Source organism: Streptomyces turgidiscabies Car8 (genome assembly GCF_000331005.1).
GTDB classification, from domain to species: domain Bacteria; phylum Actinomycetota; class Actinomycetes; order Streptomycetales; family Streptomycetaceae; genus Streptomyces; species Streptomyces turgidiscabies.
Window position 1 is genome coordinate 1 of record NZ_AEJB01000644.1, and the last position, 20,230, is coordinate 20,230.

General features: G+C 65.3%; 6 protein-coding genes, 1 tRNA gene and 3 rRNA genes. 9 read left to right on the plus strand and 1 reads right to left on the minus strand.

Annotated features, from left to right (window positions below):
- The first annotated feature begins 499 nt into the window (after positions 1-499).
- The 5 genes from STRTUCAR8_RS44760 to STRTUCAR8_RS44780 all read left to right on the plus strand — a co-directional run bounded on the left by STRTUCAR8_RS44760 (position 500) and on the right by STRTUCAR8_RS44780 (position 6,609).
- A 16S ribosomal RNA gene (locus tag STRTUCAR8_RS44760) occupies positions 500-2,026 on the plus strand.
- Positions 2,027-2,342: 316 nt separating this feature from the next.
- Positions 2,343-5,466 (plus strand): 23S ribosomal RNA (locus STRTUCAR8_RS44765).
- A 90-nt stretch (positions 5,467-5,556) separates the two neighbouring features.
- Positions 5,557-5,673, plus strand: a 5S ribosomal RNA gene (gene rrf / locus STRTUCAR8_RS44770).
- Together the 16S, 23S and 5S rRNA genes form the textbook arrangement of a ribosomal RNA operon.
- A gap of 114 nt (positions 5,674-5,787) precedes the next feature.
- On the plus strand, positions 5,788-6,450 hold the full coding sequence (locus tag STRTUCAR8_RS44775; protein ID WP_044473978.1) for a DegT/DnrJ/EryC1/StrS family aminotransferase: 663 nt from the start codon (positions 5,788-5,790) through the stop codon (positions 6,448-6,450).
- Positions 6,451-6,533: 83 nt separating this feature from the next.
- Positions 6,534-6,609 (plus strand) — tRNA-Thr (locus tag STRTUCAR8_RS44780).
- Between the two features lie 55 nt (positions 6,610-6,664).
- Here the strand turns inward: STRTUCAR8_RS44780 and STRTUCAR8_RS44785 are convergent.
- Entirely contained in the window at positions 6,665-9,409 is a 2,745-nt protein-coding gene (locus STRTUCAR8_RS44785; protein ID WP_044473977.1) for a SpoIIE family protein phosphatase, read from the minus strand.
- 317 nt (positions 9,410-9,726) lie between these two features.
- Here STRTUCAR8_RS44785 and STRTUCAR8_RS44790 point away from each other — a divergent pair, with 317 nt between their 5' ends.
- From STRTUCAR8_RS44790 to STRTUCAR8_RS44805, 4 genes are all read left to right on the plus strand, one after another.
- Positions 9,727-15,198 (plus strand): HAMP domain-containing protein, encoded by a 5,472-nt coding sequence (locus tag STRTUCAR8_RS44790; protein ID WP_086025875.1) that lies wholly within the window; start codon positions 9,727-9,729, stop codon positions 15,196-15,198.
- Positions 15,199-15,505: 307 nt separating this feature from the next.
- The gene (locus tag STRTUCAR8_RS44795) at positions 15,506-16,192 is read left to right on the plus strand and encodes a response regulator (protein ID WP_006383140.1); all 687 of its coding nucleotides are present in this window, start codon (positions 15,506-15,508) and stop codon (positions 16,190-16,192) included.
- 159 nt (positions 16,193-16,351) lie between these two features.
- A complete protein-coding gene (locus STRTUCAR8_RS44800; protein ID WP_044473979.1) occupies positions 16,352-19,078 on the plus strand; it encodes a DNA translocase FtsK in 2,727 nt (908 codons plus the stop codon).
- A gap of 270 nt (positions 19,079-19,348) precedes the next feature.
- Positions 19,349-20,203: a RodZ domain-containing protein gene (locus STRTUCAR8_RS44805; RefSeq protein WP_006383138.1), complete on the plus strand. Its 855-nt coding sequence runs from the start codon at positions 19,349-19,351 to the stop codon at positions 20,201-20,203.
- Positions 20,204-20,230 lie beyond the last annotated feature (27 nt).

A 20,230-nucleotide genomic window follows, 5' to 3' on the forward strand; every position in this document is an offset into this window, starting at 1 on the left:
GCTCCAGTACGTTTACGGCTCCGCCAGCGAGGGAACCCGGCTCAACTGCGTGCCAGGGACCAACCCGAGCGGGACGGAAATTCCGACTCAGAACTTCTGATAAAGTCGGAGTCGCCGGAAAGGGAAACGCGAAAGCGAAAACCTGGAAAGCACCGAGGAAATCGGATACGGAAACGGTCTGATAGAGTCGGAAACGCAAGACAGCAAGACGCAGGACAAGCTAAACAGTAGGACCGAAGGGAAACTGCCCGGAGGAAAGCCTGAGAGAGTCTCTCGGGTGAGTACGAAGGAAGCGTCCGTTCCTTGAGAACTCAACAGCGTGCCAAAAATCAACGCCAGATTTGTTGATACCCCGTTCTCGGCCATTCGGTCGGGGCGAGGTTCCTTTGAAGTAACACAAACACAGCGAGGACGCTGTGAACGGTCGGGCTTATTCCGCTTGACTGTTCCGCTCTCGTGTGTGTGCACCGGCTGTATTAATTTACTGGCCGAGTAAACATTCACGGAGAGTTTGATCCTGGCTCAGGACGAACGCTGGCGGCGTGCTTAACACATGCAAGTCGAACGATGAAGCCTTTCGGGGTGGATTAGTGGCGAACGGGTGAGTAACACGTGGGCAATCTGCCCTGCACTCTGGGACAAGCCCTGGAAACGGGGTCTAATACCGGATAATACCTTCCCTCGCATGGGGGTGGGTTAAAAGCTCCGGCGGTGCAGGATGAGCCCGCGGCCTATCAGCTTGTTGGTGAGGTAGTGGCTCACCAAGGCGACGACGGGTAGCCGGCCTGAGAGGGCGACCGGCCACACTGGGACTGAGACACGGCCCAGACTCCTACGGGAGGCAGCAGTGGGGAATATTGCACAATGGGCGAAAGCCTGATGCAGCGACGCCGCGTGAGGGATGACGGCCTTCGGGTTGTAAACCTCTTTCAGCAGGGAAGAAGCGAAAGTGACGGTACCTGCAGAAGAAGCGCCGGCTAACTACGTGCCAGCAGCCGCGGTAATACGTAGGGCGCAAGCGTTGTCCGGAATTATTGGGCGTAAAGAGCTCGTAGGCGGTCTGTCGCGTCGGATGTGAAAGCCCGGGGCTTAACCCCGGGTCTGCATTCGATACGGGCAGACTAGAGTGTGGTAGGGGAGATCGGAATTCCTGGTGTAGCGGTGAAATGCGCAGATATCAGGAGGAACACCGGTGGCGAAGGCGGATCTCTGGGCCATTACTGACGCTGAGGAGCGAAAGCGTGGGGAGCGAACAGGATTAGATACCCTGGTAGTCCACGCCGTAAACGGTGGGAACTAGGTGTTGGCGACATTCCACGTCGTCGGTGCCGCAGCTAACGCATTAAGTTCCCCGCCTGGGGAGTACGGCCGCAAGGCTAAAACTCAAAGGAATTGACGGGGGCCCGCACAAGCAGCGGAGCATGTGGCTTAATTCGACGCAACGCGAAGAACCTTACCAAGGCTTGACATACACCGGAAACATCCAGAGATGGGTGCCCCCTTGTGGTCGGTGTACAGGTGGTGCATGGCTGTCGTCAGCTCGTGTCGTGAGATGTTGGGTTAAGTCCCGCAACGAGCGCAACCCTTGTTCTGTGTTGCCAGCATGCCCTTCGGGGTGATGGGGACTCACAGGAGACTGCCGGGGTCAACTCGGAGGAAGGTGGGGACGACGTCAAGTCATCATGCCCCTTATGTCTTGGGCTGCACACGTGCTACAATGGCCGGTACAATGAGCTGCGATGCCGTGAGGCGGAGCGAATCTCAAAAAGCCGGTCTCAGTTCGGATTGGGGTCTGCAACTCGACCCCATGAAGTCGGAGTTGCTAGTAATCGCAGATCAGCATTGCTGCGGTGAATACGTTCCCGGGCCTTGTACACACCGCCCGTCACGTCACGAAAGTCGGTAACACCCGAAGCCGGTGGCCCAACCCCTCACGGGGAGGGAGCTGTCGAAGGTGGGACTGGCGATTGGGACGAAGTCGTAACAAGGTAGCCGTACCGGAAGGTGCGGCTGGATCACCTCCTTTCTAAGGAGCATCTAGGCCGCCAGACATTGTCTGGTGGTCCAGGGCCATTACGTCGGCATACGTTCGACGGTGGTTGCTCATGGGTGGAACGTTGATTATTCGGCACTCTTGATCGTCTTCTCCTTCCAGTACTGTCCTTCGGGGCGTGGAACGATGAGGGAAGCGGTGAAGGGTGTCGGGCACGCTGTTGGGTGTCTGAGGGTATGGCCGTGAGGTTGTGTCTTCAGTGCCGGCCCCAGTGAACTCGCCCTGTAGGGGTGGGGTGGTGGGTGGTTGGTCGTTGTTTGAGAACTGCACAGTGGACGCGAGCATCTGTGGCCAAGTTTTTAAGGGCGCACGGTGGATGCCTTGGCACCAGGAACCGATGAAGGACGTGGGAGGCCACGATAGTCCCCGGGGAGTCGTCAACCAGGCTTTGATCCGGGGGTTTCCGAATGGGGAAACCCGGCAGTCGTCATGGGCTGTCACCCACATCTGAACACATAGGGTGTGTGGAGGGAACGCGGGGAAGTGAAACATCTCAGTACCCGCAGGAAGAGAAAACAACCGTGATTCCGGGAGTAGTGGCGAGCGAAACCGGATGAGGCCAAACCGTATACGTGTGAGACCCGGCAGGGGTTGCGTATGCGGGGTTGTGGGATCTCTCTTTCACAGTCTGCCGGCTGTGAGGCGAGTCAGAAACCGTTGATGTAGGCGAAGGACATGCGAAAGGTCCGGCGTAGAGGGTAAGACCCCCGTAGTCGAAACATCAACGGCTCGTTTGAGAGACACCCAAGTAGCACGGGGCCCGAGAAATCCCGTGTGAATCTGGCGGGACCACCCGTTAAGCCTAAATATTCCCTGGTGACCGATAGCGGATAGTACCGTGAGGGAATGGTGAAAAGTACCGCGGGAGCGGAGTGAAATAGTACCTGAAACCGTGTGCCTACAAGCCGTGGGAGCGTCGCTCATCAAGCTTTGCTTGGTGGGTCGTGACTGCGTGCCTTTTGAAGAATGAGCCTGCGAGTTTGCGGTGTGTTGCGAGGTTAACCCGTGTGGGGAAGCCGTAGCGAAAGCGAGTCCGAATAGGGCGATATAGTAGCGCGCTCAAGACCCGAAGCGGAGTGATCTAGCCATGGGCAGGTTGAAGCGGAGGTAAGACTTCGTGGAGGACCGAACCCACCAGGGTTGAAAACCTGGGGGATGACCTGTGGTTAGGGGTGAAAGGCCAATCAAACTCCGTGATAGCTGGTTCTCCCCGAAATGCATTTAGGTGCAGCGTCGTGTGTTTCTTGCCGGAGGTAGAGCACTGGATAGGCGATGGGCCCTACCGGGTTACTGACCTTAGCCAAACTCCGAATGCCGGTAAGTGAGAGCACGGCAGTGAGACTGTGGGGGATAAGCTCCATGGTCGAGAGGGAAACAGCCCAGAGCATCGACTAAGGCCCCTAAGCGTACGCTAAGTGGGAAAGGATGTGGAGTCGCACAGACAACCAGGAGGTTGGCTTAGAAGCAGCCACCCTTGAAAGAGTGCGTAATAGCTCACTGGTCTAGTGATTCCGCGCCGACAATGTAGCGGGGCTCAAGCGTACCGCCGAAGTCGTGTCATTCACACAATAGGGCCAACGCCTGTGTGGATGGGTAGGGGAGCGTCGTGTGCCGGGTGAAGCTGCAGCGGAAGCTAGTGGTGGACGGTTCACGAGTGAGAATGCAGGCATGAGTAGCGATACACACGTGGGAAACGTGTGCGCCGATTGACTAAGGGTTCCTGGGTCAAGCTGATCTGCCCAGGGTAAGTCGGGACCTAAGGCGAGGCCGACAGGCGTAGTCGATGGATAACCGGTTGATATTCCGGTACCCGCTGTGAAGCGTCAAACATTGAACCAGGCGATGCTAAGTCCGTGAAGCCGCCCCGGAGCCTTCGGGCAAGGGGGAGTGGTGGAGCCGACGGACCAGACCTGCAGTAGGTGAGTGATGGGGTGACGCAGGAAGGTAGTCCATCCCGGGCGGTGGTTGTCCCGGGGTAAGGGTGTAGGACGAATGGTAGGCAAATCCGCCATTCACATAGTCTGAGACCTGATGCCGAGCCGATTGTGGTGAAGTGGATGATCCTATGCTGTCGAGAAAAGCCTCTAGCGAGTTTCATGGCGGCCCGTACCCTAAACCGACTCAGGTGGTCAGGTAGAGAATACCGAGGCGTTCGGGTGAACTATGGTTAAGGAACTCGGCAAAATGCCCCCGTAACTTCGGGAGAAGGGGGGCCATCACTGGTGAGGAGATTTACTCTCCGAGCTGGGGGTGGCCGCAGAGACCAGCGAGAAGCGACTGTTTACTAAAAACACAGGTCCGTGCGAAGCCGTAAGGCGATGTATACGGACTGACGCCTGCCCGGTGCTGGAACGTTAAGGGGACCGGTTAGTCAAGATTCGTCTTGGCGAAGCTGAGAACTTAAGCGCCAGTAAACGGCGGTGGTAACTATAACCATCCTAAGGTAGCGAAATTCCTTGTCGGGTAAGTTCCGACCTGCACGAATGGCGTAACGACTTCTCGACTGTCTCAACCATAGGCCCGGTGAAATTGCACTACGAGTAAAGATGCTCGTTTCGCGCAGCAGGACGGAAAGACCCCGGGACCTTTACTATAGTTTGATATTGGTGTTCGGTTCGGCTTGTGTAGGATAGCTGGGAGACTGTGAAGTGGGCACGCCAGTGTCTGTGGAGTCGTCGTTGAAATACCAGTCTGGTCGTGCTGGATGTCTAACCTGGGTCCGTGATCCGGATCAGGGACAGTGTCTGATGGGTAGTTTAACTGGGGCGGTTGCCTCCTAAAGAGTAACGGAGGCGCCCAAAGGTTCCCTCAGCCTGGTTGGCAATCAGGTGTTGAGTGTAAGTGCACAAGGGAGCTTGACTGTGAGACCGACGGGTCGAGCAGGGACGAAAGTCGGGACTAGTGATCCGGCGGTGGCTTGTGGAAGCGCCGTCGCTCAACGGATAAAAGGTACCCCGGGGATAACAGGCTGATCTTCCCCAAGAGTCCATATCGACGGGATGGTTTGGCACCTCGATGTCGGCTCGTCGCATCCTGGGGCTGGAGTCGGTCCCAAGGGTTGGGCTGTTCGCCCATTAAAGCGGTACGCGAGCTGGGTTTAGAACGTCGTGAGACAGTTCGGTCCCTATCCGCTGCGCGCGCAGGAACATTGAGAAGGGCTGTCCCTAGTACGAGAGGACCGGGACGGACGAACCTCTGGTGTGCCAGTTGTCCTGCCAAGGGCATGGCTGGTTGGCTACGTTCGGGAGGGATAACCGCTGAAAGCATCTAAGCGGGAAGCCTGCTTCGAGATGAGTGTTCCCACCCACTAGATGGGGTAAGGCTCCCAGTAGACGACTGGGTTGATAGGCCAGATCTGGAAGCCCGGTAACGGGTGGAGGTGACTGGTACTAATAGGCCGAGGGCTTGTCCTCAGTTGCTCGCGTCCACTGTGTTGGTTCTGAAACCACGAACAACCCCGCCCAAGGTCACGGGTGGTGCGGTTGATATGTGTTTCACCGTGTTTCGGTGGTCATAGCGTGAGGGAAACGCCCGGTTACATTCCGAACCCGGAAGCTAAGCCTCACAGCGCCGATGGTACTGCAGGGGGGACCCTGTGGGAGAGTAGGACACCGCCGAACAATTTTTGAAAGGGTTGGATTCTGAACTTCGGTTCGGGGTCCAACCCTTTTTTGTTGTGCGTCACTTGACGTTCACGTCTCGCGCCCAGCATCCATGGCATGGGTACTGCTGAACTGCTCAGGGCCGCCGGCGTCGGAGTCGGTGACGAGGTCGTCGTACCGGCCTTCGGGAACGTGGAAGTCGCCGAGGCGGTGATCCTGGCCGGGGGACTGCCGGTGTTCGCCGACATAGATCCGGTGACCTACTGTCTTGACGCGTCTGCTGTCGAGGCGGTGACAACTCCGCGGACGGCGGCCGTCGTTGTCGTACACCGCTTCGGGCGGCCGGCCGACATGGGGCGTTTTCTCGAGGTCGGGCAGCGGCGCGGGCTTCTCGTGCTGCAGCACGGGGAGTCCGAGGCGCCGTACGACGAGATCGCTCAGCGGCGGCAACGCGCGGCGTTTCTCGATCTGAAGCTGAGGGGTGTGCGCACGCCCGACGACGGGGACGGGCACACCTACCAGCAGTACGTCGTGCGGGTGCCCGGCAACGGGCGGCCCGACCGGGACGCCTTCGCTCGAGCCCTGCGGGCCAGGGGAGTTGACTGCCGCGTGCCCGTGAAGGCACCGGTGCATCGCATGCCCGCGTTCCGGTGCTGTGTCTCGCTGCCCGAGACCGAGTTGGCTGTCGACGAGACGCTCGCCCTGCCGGTCGACGCCGCGCTGACCAAGCGGGACATGCAGCGGATCGTGTCCGCGTGCAACTCGCTCGGGGGACTGCTGCAGCCCGCGTTCTGATCGTGCGGGCGTAGTTGGGAGCACGGGTCTGTTCGGGGTATGATCTCTTTCGTTGCCGCGAGGGAAACCTCGAAAAGTATCTGGCCCCCCTAGCTCAGTCGGCAGAGCGTCTCCATGGTAAGGAGAAGGTCAACGGTTCGATTCCGTTGGGGGGCTCCACGTAGAAGGCCCCGCCCAATTGGGCGGGGCCTTTCTCATGTCCGTCGTCCCTCCGTCAGTCCTTCTGCAGGCCCGGTACGCGCATCGCCAGGATCGCCATGTCGTCCGACGGGGCGTCGGAGGCGAAGCGTTCGACGGCACGCATGATGCGGGCCGCGACCGCGCCGGCCGTCAGGCCCGTACAGGTCGTCAGGACGTCCGCCAGGCCGTCGTCGCCCAGCATGCGTGTGCCCTCGCGGCGTTCCGTGACGCCGTCCGTGACGCAGAGCAGGACGTCGCCGGGGTCGAGGGTGATCGTCTGCTCGTACAGCTCCAGGTCCTCCAGGACGCCCAAAAGGGGCTGTGGCTCCGCTGCCGGTTCCACCGTGCCGTCCTGGCGCAGGCGGAGCGGGAGGGGGTGGCCGGCACAGACCACCTTCAGTACGGCGCTGCCGTCCTCCTGCGGCCACAACTCGCCGTACAGGAGAGTCAGGAAGCGGCTGCGGGCCCCTTCGTCGAGGATCGCCGAGTTGAGGCGCTCCAGGACCGCGGGGCCGCCGAAGCCCTCTCTCGCCAGCAGGCGGAGGGCGTGCCGGGCCAGGCCCGTCACCGCCGCGGCCTCCGGGCCCGTACCGCAGACGTCGCCGATGGCGAAGCCGTAGGCGCCGTCGCGGATGGGGAAGAGGTCGTAGAAGTCGCCGCCGACCTCGTTGCCCTCGCCGGCTGCGCGGTAGATGACCTCCACCTCCACGCCGTCGATCACCGGCAACTCCGGTGGGAGGAGGCTGCGTTGGAGCGACTGGCTGATGGCGGTGCGTTCCGAGTAGAGGCGGGCGTTGTCCAGGGCCAGGGCGGCCCGGCGGCTCAGGTCCTCGGCCAGTTCCAGGATTTCCTGGCGGAAGTGTTCGTCTGTCGGCTTGCCGAGGGTGAGCATGCCGATCACGCGGTTGCGGGCGACCAGGGGGAGGACGACTGTCTCGCCGCCGACTGCCGCCGCCGTGGCGAGGGTTGTGCCGATGCCGGAGCTGACCGAGGTGGGCGAGTTGAGTCCCAGGCTGCGCATCGACGTACGCAGGGCCGCCTGGTGGGCCGCGGCGGCCGGGGCCGACCAGACGCGGGCGCCGGGTGTCGGGACCGGGTCGGGCGGAGCGATCTTCGACAGGAGGGCCTTGAGGCCGTCGATGCGGTCCTCGTCCTCGTGCAGAACGTACGACAGGTACGGATCCGAGGCCTGGTCGGCGATCGTGTAGACCGCGCACCAGGTCGCCAGGGTCGGGACCGTCATCTGGGCCATGAGAGCGAGGGTCTGGTCGCGGTCGAGTGTTCCCGCGAGGAGGTCGGAGGCCTCGACCAGGAAGCTGAGCGAACCTCTGCGCAGGCGTTCCAGCTCGCCCAGACGGGCTGATTCGACCGCCAGCGCGATGCGGTCGGCGGCGAACTGGAGACGCAGGGCCTCTTCGTTCGTGAAGCGGCCGGGGGACTCGGCGGCGACGCCCAGGGAGCCGGTGAGCCGTCCCTCCACCTTCAGGGGGACGGTGACGACCGAGCGCATGCCCGTGCCGCTCAGGAGGGGGACCGCTCCGGGGACGGCCGAGAGGTCGTCGTGCACGGCCGGCATACGGGCCGAGCCGTAGCGGCCGGGGCCCGCCTCGACCGGGACGCGGGCGAAGCGCTGGCGGGCGGAGGGGAGGCCCGTCGAGGCCCTCACCTCCAACTCCGTTTCGTCGTCCGTGGCCAGGAGCAGGAAGGCGGAGTCCGCATCGAGCATGTCGCGGGCCCGCTCCACCGTGCGCTGGAGCAGGCCGTCGAGGTCGTCGGGGGCCGGGGAGCCGATGAACACCTCGAAGGGGTCGGTGTTCTGGCCCTCGGAGCCCGACATCGTGTCGGACGAGCTGCCGCGCAACGGGGTCTGCAGGACCGCCCGTTCGTCGTCGCGTACGAGGAGGCAGACCGTCGAGGGCTCGCCCTCCGTGTCGCGGACGCGGAGGTGGGAGGCGTACACCGGGATGACGCGGCCGTTGGCGCCCCTTATGCCGTAACTGCCCTCCCAGCGGGAGAGTTGGAGGGCCTCGGCGATGCCGGTGCTGGTGCCGGGGGTGTGCGGCCAGGCGGCGAGGTCGGTGAGGGGCTTACCGATGACCGATTCCGGCGAATAGCCGAAGAGTTCGTCGGCGTCCTCGTTCCATGCCGCGATGGACGCGGTGCGGTCGATCTGGATGACCGCGACCCGGACCCGGCCGTCGGCCAGCGGGAGCAGGGCGGCGGGAAGGGCCGGGCCCGCGGAGCGGGTGCCCACCGCGCGGGCGGGGAGGTCGAGCTGGAACCAGACCTGCTTCTGGGTGGGCGTGTACTCGACGCCCCAGCGGCCGGCCAGCGCCGCGCACAACTGGAGGCCGCGGCCTCCCTCGCGGTCGGGGCTGCCCATGTTGACGGGCGAACCCTGAAGAGGGATCTCACGCTCCGGGTAGCGGTCGGCGACCTCGACACGTACGCCGTCGTCACTGCGTAGACACAGGACGTCCGCGGAGGTGCCCGCGTGGATCACGGCGTTGGTGACCAGTTCGCTCGTGAGGACCACGGCGTCGTCGACGATGTCCGCGAAGCCCCAGCCCTGCAGGGTGTCACGGACGAAGGAACGGGCGGTCGCCACCGATCGCCCGACGGGGTCGAAGGTGGCGGACGCGCGCGCGGTGATCACAGAACTCCTCGTCCGATTGTCGGCATGCGTGCCGGGGCCGACCCGTTCCTGCCGGGGCAGGGCCTGGTTCCCCGTCGGTCGGGGATCCTGGGGTGTTCCCCCTGGATGCAGTCCGGTGGTCATGGTGCGGTGCCCCTCCGATGCCTGCCCGCTCGTGGTCGTGCCACCGCCCAGACCGGACGGACCGGTGTGGCTGGACAGCCGTATGCAAGGTTACTTACCTTCGCGGTCCATGCGGATGCAGGTCTGCAGTGTTTACGTCCCCAGAGTGTGCGGACGGTGTGCGAAGCTGCCGAACTGTTATGGCCGGGTTCGGCCAGGGTGAAACACTGGGCAGGCTCCAGGAGAAGGTCTTACCGGGCGCTGGCAGTATCCGGGTACGCGCGAGTGATGACAGAGCACACAGAGCAGAAACGGTCGACCCCTTCGGGAGGGACACAGTGGAGTCTGGCGCAGCGACGCGGGGCACTAAGACGCGCGCGAAAGGCGGACAGGCCCTGAGTAACCGTCGTAAACCACGCAATGGAACGACCGAGGTGGACACGGCATCCCTGGACAGGTTGCTGTCGGCCCTGGAGTCGATGCGTGACGGTAACTTCCGGAAGCGGCTCACCGTGTCCGGCGACGGCGTCATGTCGGAGATCGCGGCGGTCTTCAACGAGGTGGCCGACCGTAATCTCCACTTGACGGGTGAACTGTCGCGCGTACGGCGCATGGTGGGGCGCGAGGGGAAGCTGACCGAGCGGCTGGAAGCGGGTGTCAGCGAGGGCTCGTGGGCCGTGGCGATCGACGCCTCGAACGCGCTCGTCGACGATCTCGTACGCCCTGTCGCCGAGGTCGGCCGGGTGCTGAGCGCGGTCGCGGAGGGCGATCTGTCGCCCCGGATGGAACTGCGGGCGCAGGCCGCGGACGGCAACGGACATCCGCTGCGCGGGGAGTTCCTCAAGGTCGGGCGCACGGTCAACAATCTTGTCGACCAGTTGTCGACCTTCACCGACGAGGTCACGCGGGTGGCCAGCGAGGTCGGTACGGAGGGCAAGCTGGGTGGTCAGGCGCAGGTGCGCGGGATGTCCGGTTCGTGGCGGGATCTCACGGACTCGGTCAACACCATGGCGTACCGGCTGACGGCGCAGGTCCGGGACATCGCGTTGGTGACGACGGCGGTCGCGAAGGGCGATCTGTCCCGGAAGGTCACGGTTCACGTGGCCGGCGAGATGCTGGAGCTGAAGAACACCGTCAACACGATGGTCGACCAGTTGTCGTCCTTCTCCTCCGAGGTGACGCGAGTCGCGCGCGAGGTGGGTACGGAGGGCGAGCTCGGCGGCCAGGCGCAGGTGCCGGGTGTGGCGGGAGTGTGGAAAGACCTCACCGATTCGGTGAATCTTATGGCCGGCAACCTGACGGCCCAGGTGCGCGGGATCGCGCAGGTGACGACCGCGGTCGCCAACGGTGATCTGTCGCAGAAGGTGACGGTGTCGGCGCGCGGTGAGGTCGCCCAGCTCGCCGAGACGATCAACCAGATGACCGAGACGCTGCGGACGTTCGCGGACGAGGTCACCCGGGTCGCCAACGAGGTCGGCGGCGAGGGGCGGCTCGGCGGGCAGGCGAACGTGCCGGGTGCGGCGGGTACGTGGAAGGACCTGACGGACTCCGTCAACACGGTCTTCCGGAATCTCACCACCCAGGTGCGGGACATCGCCGCCGTGACGACCGCTGTGGCCAGTGGTGATCTGTCCCAGAAGGTCAGTGTCGAGGTCGCCGGCGAGATGCTGGAACTGAAGAACACCGTCAACGGGATGGTCGACCAGCTGTCCGCGTTCGGTGCCGAGGTCACGCGGGTCGCGCGGGAGGTCGGTGTCGAGGGCGAGCTGGGCGGCCAGGCCCAGGTGCCGGGTGCGGCGGGCACGTGGAAGGACCTGACGGACTCCGTCAACACGGCGTTCCGGAATCTCACCGGACAGGTGAGGAACATCGCCCAGGTGACGACCGCGGTGGCCAACGGCGACCTGTCCCAGAAGGTCACCGTCGATGTCTCCGGCGAGATGCTCCAGCTGAAGAACACCGTGAACACGATGGTGGACCAGTTGTCGAGCTTCGCCGACCAGGTGACGCGGATGGCCCGTGACGTGGGTACGGAGGGCCGCCTCGGCGGGCAGGCGCGGGTGGACGGTGTGTCCGGAACGTGGAAGGAACTCACCGACTCCGTCAACTTCATGGCCGGCAACCTCACCTCCCAGGTGAGGAACATCGCCCAGGTGACGACGGCTGTGGCCAACGGCGACCTGTCCCAGAAGATCGATGTCGACGCTCGCGGCGAGATCCTCGAGCTGAAGAACACGATCAACACGATGGTTGATCAACTGTCCGCCTTCGCCGACCAGGTGACCCGCGTCGCCCGTGACGTGGGTACGGAGGGCCGCCTCGGCGGGCAGGCGCAGGTGCCCGGGGTCGCCGGTGTGTGGCGCGACCTCACGGACTCCGTGAACGGCATGGCCGGCAACCTCACCGCCCAGGTGCGCAACATCGCCCAGGTGGCGACGGCGGTGGCCCGCGGTGACCTGTCCCAGAAGATCACCGTGGACGCGCGCGGCGAGATCCTGGAACTCAAGAACACCCTGAACACGATGGTCGACCAACTGTCGTCCTTCGCCCAGGAAGTCACACGTGTGGCCCGTGAGGTGGGTACGGAGGGCATGCTCGGCGGTCAGGCCGAGGTGCAGGGTGTCTCCGGCACCTGGAAAGACCTCACGCAGTCCGTGAACTTCATGGCGAACAACCTGACCATCCAGGTCCGCAACATCGCCGAGGTCACGACCGCCGTCGCCAAGGGCGACCTGTCGAAGAAGATCACTGTTGACGCGAAGGGCGAGATCCTCGAACTCGTCACGACGGTCAACACCATGGTCGACCAGCTGTCGTCGTTCGCCGAGCAGGTGACCCGGGTGGCCCGTGAGGTGGGTACGGAGGGCATCCTCGGCGGTCAGGCCCACGCGTCGGGCGTCACGGGCATCTGGAAGGACCTCACCGACAACGTCAACCTGATGGCCAACAACCTGACCGTGCAGGTGCGGAACATCTCCCAGGTCGCGGCGGCCGTCGCCAACGGTGACCTGACGCGGACGGTGACGATCGAGGCGCGCGGTGAGGTCGCGCAGCTCGCCGACACGTTCAACACGATGGTGAAGACGCTGAGTTCGTTCGCCGACCAGGTCACCAAGGTGGCCCGTGAGGTGGGTACGGACGGCATCCTGGGCGGCCAGGCGCGGGTGCCGGGTGTGGCCGGTACGTGGAAGGACCTCACCGAGTCGGTGAACGGGATGGCGTCCAACCTGACCGGTCAGGTGCGCAACATCGCGATGGTGACGACGGCCATCGCCAAGGGTGACCTGACGAAGAAGATCGACATCGACGCCCGCGGCGAGATCCTCGAGCTCAAGACGACGATCAACACCATGGTCGACCAGCTGTCGTCCTTCGCCGAGGAGGTCACACGTGTGGCCCGGGAGGTGGGTACGGAGGGCCAGCTCGGTGGCCAGGCGCGGGTGCGGGACGTGGACGGCACCTGGCGCGACCTCACCGAGTCGGTGAACGAGATGGCCGGGAACCTGACCCGGCAGGTGCGTGCCATCGCGCGCGTGGCGACCGCGGTGACCCGCGGTGACCTCAACCTGAAGATCGACGTGGACGCCTCCGGCGAGATCCAGGAACTTCAGGACTACATCAACAAGATGATCGCCAACCTGCGCGACACCACGATCGCCAACAAGGAACAGGACTGGCTCAAGGGCAACCTCGCCCGGATCTCGGCCCTGATGCAGGGCCGCCGGGACCTCGACGACGTGGCCTCGCTGATCATGAGCGAGCTGACGCCCGTCGTCACCGCCCAGCACGGCGCGTTCTTCCTGGCGATGCGGACGATCGACGGCAAGGACCAGGGAAGCGCCCCGGACAACGCGTACGAGCTGCGCATGCTCGGTTCGTACGGCTACTCCATGGGCTCCATGCCGACGTCGTTCCGGCCCGGCGAGGCGCTGGTCGGGACCGCCGCCGAGGAGAAGCGCACGATCCTGGTGGAGAACGCGCCGAGCGGCTACCTGAAGATCTCGTCCGGGCTCGGCGAGGCGCCGCCCGCACAGGTGATCGTGCTGCCGCTCCTGTTCGAGGGCAAGGTGCTCGGGGTCATCGAACTGGCGTCGTTCACGCCGTTCACGCAGATCCAGAAGGACTTCCTCAGCCAGATCGCCGAGATGATCGCGACCAGCGTCAACACCATCTCCGTCAACACCAAGACGGAGGTGCTGCTGAAGAACTCGCAGGAGCTGACCGAGCAGTTGAGGGAGCGCTCGGCCGAGCTGGAGAACCGGCAGAAGGCGCTTCAGTCGTCCAACGCGGAGCTGGAGGAGAAGGCCGAGCTGCTGGCTCAGCAGAACCGCGACATCGAGGTCAAGAACACGGAGATCGAGGAGGCGCGGCAGGTCCTGGAGGAGCGCGCCGAGCAACTCGCCGTGTCGATGCGCTACAAGAGCGAGTTCCTCGCCAACATGTCGCACGAGCTGCGTACGCCGCTCAACTCGCTGCTGATCCTCGCCAAGCTGCTCGCCGACAACGCGGACACCAACCTCACCCCGAAGCAGGTCGAGTTCGCCGAGACGATCCATGGGGCGGGCTCGGACCTGCTCCAGCTGATCAACGACATCCTCGACCTGTCGAAGGTCGAGGCGGGCAAGATGGACGTCTCCCCGACGCGTATCGCCCTCGTGCAGCTCGTCGACTACGTGGAGGCGACCTTCCGTCCGCTGACCGCGGAGAAGCGCCTCGACTTCTCCGTACGGGTCTCGCCGGATCTGCCCGCCACGCTGCACACCGACGAGCAGCGGCTGCTCCAGGTGCTGCGCAACCTGCTGTCCAACGCGGTGAAGTTCACCGACTCGGGAGCCGTCGAGCTGGTCATCAGGCCGGCCGGCGCGGAGGTCCCGGTGGCCATCAGGGAGCAGCTGCTGGAGGCGGGTTCGCTGCGGGACGCGGACGCCGACATGATCGCGTTCTCGGTGACCGACACGGGAATCGGTATCGCGGCCAGCAAGATGCGGGTGATCTTCGAGGCGTTCAAGCAGGCGGACGGCACGACCAGCCGCAAGTACGGCGGTACCGGTCTGGGGCTGTCCATCTCCCGGGAGATCGCGCGGCTGCTCGGCGGTGAGATCCACGCGCAGAGCGAGCCGGGCCGTGGCTCGACGTTCACGCTGTATTTGCCGCTGCACCCGAGTGAACTGCCCCCGCAGGGCTACGCGCAGCTGGCGCCCTCCCTGGAGGTCGGTGAGCTGCTCGCCTCCGAGCCGGAGTCGGCCGGGGCGGACGTCGGGACGCCGGCCGAGGTGAGGTCGTACCACGAGGCGCAGAACGGGCCCGCCGCGCTCTTCAGGCGGCGCCGCAGGGCCGTGTCGGTGACCGAACTGAACGCATCCTCCAGGGCCAACGGCCATTGGGTGGCCGGGGAGCAGGAGGCGGCGCAGGAGCCGCGCCGGGGCATCCGGTTCGACGGCGAGAAGGTACTGATCGTCGACGACGACATCCGTAACGTGTTCGCGCTGACGAGCGTCCTGGAGCAGCACGGGCTGTCGGTGCTGTACGCGGAGAACGGCCGGGAGGGCATCGAAGTCCTGGAACAGCACGACGATGTGACCGTCGTACTGATGGACATCATGATGCCCGAGATGGACGGCTACGCGACGACCACGGCGATCCGCAGGATGCCGCAGTTCGCCGGACTCCCGATCATCGCGCTGACCGCCAAGGCGATGAAGGGCGACCGGGAGAAGGCGATCGAGTCGGGGGCCTCCGACTATGTGACCAAGCCCGTCGATCCGGATCACCTGCTGTCGGTGATGGAGCAGTGGATGCGAGGGGAGTGACGGTTGAGCTGGGTGTTTCCGTCGCCGGAACGGGAACCTCGGCTGTTCACGCGGAGTTGCTGACTCAGTGTGGCCGAAGCCGTGTAGAAGTACGGGATTCGGGGAACCTTCTGGTCTCCCGCTACGTTTCTGCTACGTGCACAGTGACATCGCGGTGACAGGGTGTGGCGACGGGCGGGGTGCGGCTACCATGACCGGCACGAGGACGGGCGGCGTAAGGGAGCCGTCCCCTGGGGCGGCGCCCGCGGGTGCTGCCCCACGTCCTGAGGACAGGGGAGGCCCCAAGCCGGGGCGAGGAGGGCGGGCCATGGTGCAGAAGGCCAAGATCCTCCTGGTCGATGACCGGCCGGAGAATCTGCTGGCGCTGGAGGCCATCCTCTCTGCGTTGGATCAGACACTGGTGCGGGCATCGTCCGGGGAGGAAGCGCTCAAGGCACTTCTGACGGACGACTTCGCGGTCATTCTGCTGGACGTGCAGATGCCGGGTATGGACGGCTTCGAAACGGCCGCGCACATCAAGCGGCGGGAGCGGACCCGGGACATCCCGATCATCTTCCTCACCGCGATCAACCACGGTCCGCATCACACCTTCCGGGGTTACGCGGCGGGTGCGGTGGACTACATCTCCAAGCCGTTCGACCCGTGGGTGTTGCGGGCGAAGGTCTCGGTGTTCGTCGAGCTCTACATGAAGAACTGTCAACTCCGGGAACAGGCAGCCCTGTTGCGGCTGCAGCTGGAGGGTGGCGGGGGCAAGGCGGCGGTCGGTGCGGCCAAGGAGCCGGCCGGTCTGCTCGCCGAACTGTCCGCGCGTCTCGCGGCCGTCGAGGAGCAGGCGGAGGCGTTGTCCAAACAGCTCGACGACGAGTCGGCCGATGCGGCGGCAGTGGCCACGGCGGCCCATCTCGAACGCAAACTGACCGGCCTGCGCCGGGCTCTGGACGCGCTCGAACCGGGCACCGGCGGCGGGGCGCCGTCGTTGCCGTCGCCGAACTGACCGGCGCACCGGTCGTCGCTTCCGTCATCGAACTCACCGCCGATCGAGCGGGGTTGCGCGTGAGCACGCGTCAGTTTCGTGCTCACGCCCCCACGACACGAACGGGTGAAGCAGCAGGCACACGTGTCCGCTGTCGTCTCCACCGGTAACCTCACACACATGGCCTCACGTCCTTCCGCAGCCAAGAAGCCGCCCGCGAAGAAGGCAGCCGTGCCCGCGAAGGCTCCGGCGAGGAAGGCCGCGGCGAAAAAAGCCCCCGCGAAGAAGGCGCCCGCCAGGAAGGCCGCCGCGAAGAAGGTCGCGCCCCCTCCGGCACCCAGCCCTACGGGGGGCGTCTACCGACTCGTACGCGCCCTGTGGCTGGGCATCGCGCACGCTGTCGGTGCGGTGTTCCGCGGCATAGGGCAGGGCGCGAAGAACCTCGACCCGGCCCACCGGAAGGACGGCGTGGCACTGCTGCTGCTCGCCCTCGCGCTGATCGTCGCCGCGGGCACCTGGTCCAGCCTTCGCGGTCCTGTCGGCGACCTGGTCGAGATGCTGGTCACCGGCGCGTTCGGCCGCCTCGACCTGCTCGTGCCGATACTGCTGGCGGTCATCGCCGTACGGTTCATCAGGCACCCCGAGAAGCCCGATGCCAACGGCCGGATCGTCATCGGTCTGTCGGCGCTGGTCATCGGCGTGCTCGGGCAGGTCCACATCGCGTGCGGCGCCCCCGCGCGCAGCGACGGCATGCAGGCCATAAGGGACGCCGGCGGCCTCATCGGGTGGGGCGCGGCGACTCCGCTGACGTACACGATGGGCGAGGTCCTCGCCGTACCGCTGCTGGTGCTGCTGACCGTCTTCGGTCTGCTCGTCGTCACCGCGACGCCCGTCAACGCGATTCCGCAGCGCCTGCGGCAGCTGGGGATCCGGCTCGGCATCCTCCGCGACCCCGAGGAGGACGGGCTCCCCGAGGACGACGAGCGCTACGACGAGCAGTGGCGCGAGGCGCTCCCCGGGCGCCCCCGAGGGCGCGGGTCCGCCCCCGAGGCGTACGACCCGGACGACGCCGAGCAGGAGGCGCTCTCCAAGCGCCGGAGCCGCCCCAGGCGCTCGGCGATGCGGCAGCCCGACGCGGGGCGGCCGATGGACGCCGTGGATGTCGCCGCGGCCGCCGCTGCCGCGCTCGACGGTGCAGTGCTGCACGGGATGCCGCCCTCGCCGATCGTCGCCGACCTCACCCAAGGGGTGAGCAAGGGGGGCGACCGTGAGGAGACGGCCCCGACGCACACTCCGGTCCCGGGCGCGCGTCCGAAACAGGAGAAGCTCAAGGCGGAGCCGGCCAAGGCCGCGGTGCAGGACCTCACGAAGGCTCCGCCGGAGGCGATGCGGGACCTGCCCCCGCGCGCGGAGCAGCTCCAGCTGTCCGGGGACATCACGTACTCCCTGCCGTCGCTGGACCTGCTGGAGCGGGGCGGCCCCGGGAAAACCCGCAGCGCGGCGAACGACGTGGTGGTCGCCTCCCTCTCGAACGTCTTCATGGAGTTCAAGGTCGACGCCGCGGTCACCGGCTTCACCCGTGGTCCGACGGTCACGCGGTACGAGGTGGAACTCGGCCCCGCGGTGAAGGTCGAGCGGATCACCGCCCTCGCCAAGAACATCGCGTACGCCGTCGCCAGCCCTGACGTACGGATCATCAGCCCGATCCCCGGCAAGTCGGCGGTAGGCATCGAGATCCCCAACACCGACCGCGAGATGGTCAACCTGGGGGACGTGCTCCGGCTGGCGGACGCGGCCGAGGACGATCACCCGATGCTGGTCGCCCTCGGCAAGGACGTCGAGGGCGGCTATGTGATGGCCAACCTCGCCAAGATGCCCCATATGCTCGTCGCAGGTGCGACCGGTTCGGGCAAATCGTCCTGTATCAACTGCCTGATCACGTCGGTCATGGTCCGGGCGACTCCCGAGGACGTCCGCATGGTCCTGGTCGACCCCAAGCGCGTCGAGCTGACCGCGTACGAGGGCATCCCGCACCTGATCACGCCGATTATCACCAATCCGAAGCGGGCCGCGGAGGCGCTCCAGTGGGTCGTACGGGAAATGGATCTGCGGTACGACGATCTGGCCGCGTTCGGATTCCGGCACATCGACGACTTCAACGAGGCCATCAGGAGCGGCAAGGTCAAGCTGCCCGAGGGCAGTGAGCGCGAGCTGTCGCCGTACCCGTACCTGCTGGTGATCGTCGACGAGCTGGCCGACCTGATGATGGTGGCCCCCCGGGACGTCGAGGACGCCATCGTGCGTATCACTCAGCTCGCGCGCGCGGCCGGCATCCACCTCGTCCTCGCCACGCAGCGGCCGTCCGTCGACGTCGTGACCGGGTTGATCAAGGCGAACGTGCCGTCGAGGCTCGCCTTCGCCACCTCCTCCCTGGCCGACTCGCGGGTCATCCTCGACCAGCCCGGCGCCGAGAAACTGATCGGCAAGGGCGACGGACTGTTCCTGCCGATGGGCGCCAACAAGCCCACGCGTATGCAGGGCGCTTTCGTCACTGAGGACGAGGTCGCCGCGATCGTCCAGCACTGCAAGGACCAGATGGCGCCGGTCTTCCGGGACGACGTCACTGTGGGTACCAAGCAGAAGAAGGAGGTCGACGAGGAGATCGGCGACGATCTCGAACTGCTGTGCGCGGCGGCAGAACTCGTCGTCAGCAGCCAGTTCGGGTCCACGTCGATGCTCCAGCGCAAGCTGCGGGTCGGGTTCGCCAAGGCGGGACGGCTGATGGACCTCATGGAGACGAGGGGCATCGTCGGTCCGAGCGAGGGGTCCAAGGCGCGTGACGTTCTTGTGAAGGCTGACGGGCTGGACGAGATGCTCGCGGTGATTCGTGGGGAGACTGACTCCTAGGGAGTCGTCCGTTGTGCGGGTGTCCGTGTGTGCGGCAGCCGGGTGGTCGAATGTGACTCACTCGTAAGGGATCATTGAGCAACCGTTTCCCTTCGGCGTACGTCAAGTTGAGGGAGGCAACAGATCCTTGCCTCACCATGACCTGACCATCAGCGTGTCCTGGCCATTCCGATGGCGTACAAAGTCCGTCCGCCCGGTTGCCCCACCCTTCCCGAACCCCCCTAAACTGAACCTCCAGCACAGGTGGCTAAACGCTCGAAAGGCGCCCCCGTGTCCATCGGCAACTCTCCACAAGACGAGCGTCCGTTCGAAGAAGACCGCGACGACCGCGAGGAAGCAGCCCGCCCTTCGATCGGTCGTGCCCTCCAGCAGGCGCGCATCGCGGCAGGGCTGACCGTCGACGACGTCAGCTCCGCCACCCGGGTCCGGATCGCCATCGTGCACGCGATCGAACAGGACGACTTCGCCCCCTGTGGTGGAGACGTCTACGCTCGCGGGCACATCCGGACTCTCGCCCGTGCCGTCCACCTCGACCCCGAACCGCTGCTCGCGCAGTTCGCCGACGCCCACGGCGGACGTCCGGCGCCCACCCCGGCCGCACCCATGTTCGAGGCGGAACGCATCCGCCCCGAGCGGCGTGGGCCGAACTGGACCGCGGCGATGGTCGCCGCGATCGTCGCCGTGATCGGCTTCGTCGGCTTCACGATGGTCAAGGGCGGCGACGGTGACGCGGATGCGCGAACCCAGGTCGCCGAGGGCGCCACGCCGACGACCAGCGATCCGGCCTCACCCACGCCCAAGAAGGACAAGCCCGCCGACCCGAAGCCGGACCCGTCGGAGAGCGCCATCGCGGCGGCGCCGGCCGACAAGGTGACCGTCCAGGTGAGCGCCTCTGACGGGCGCAGCTGGATCTCCGCCAAGGACCACAACGGCCGCCTGCTCTTCGACGGGCTGCTCAAGCAGGGCCAGTCCCAGACCTTCCAGGACGACGAAGAGGTCAACCTCGTCCTGGGTGACGCGGGCGCCATCCAGCTGTACGTGAACGGCAAGAAGATCGACGACGAGTTCCAGTCGGGGGCTGTCGAACGGCTCACGTACACGAAGGGCGACCCCGAGGTCGGCTGAGCGGTACGCGCTCTGAAAGTGCACAGG

Excerpts from the sequence above, each read along its gene's own strand:
- STRTUCAR8_RS44785 (WP_044473977.1), bottom strand. The coding sequence starts at position 9,409 with ATGACCACCGGACTGCATCCAGGGGGAACACCCCAGGATCCCCGACCG.
- STRTUCAR8_RS44795 (WP_006383140.1), top strand. The coding sequence starts at position 15,506 with ATGGTGCAGAAGGCCAAGATCCTCCTGGTCGATGACCGGCCGGAGAAT.
- STRTUCAR8_RS44800 (WP_044473979.1), top strand. The coding sequence starts at position 16,352 with ATGGCCTCACGTCCTTCCGCAGCCAAGAAGCCGCCCGCGAAGAAGGCA.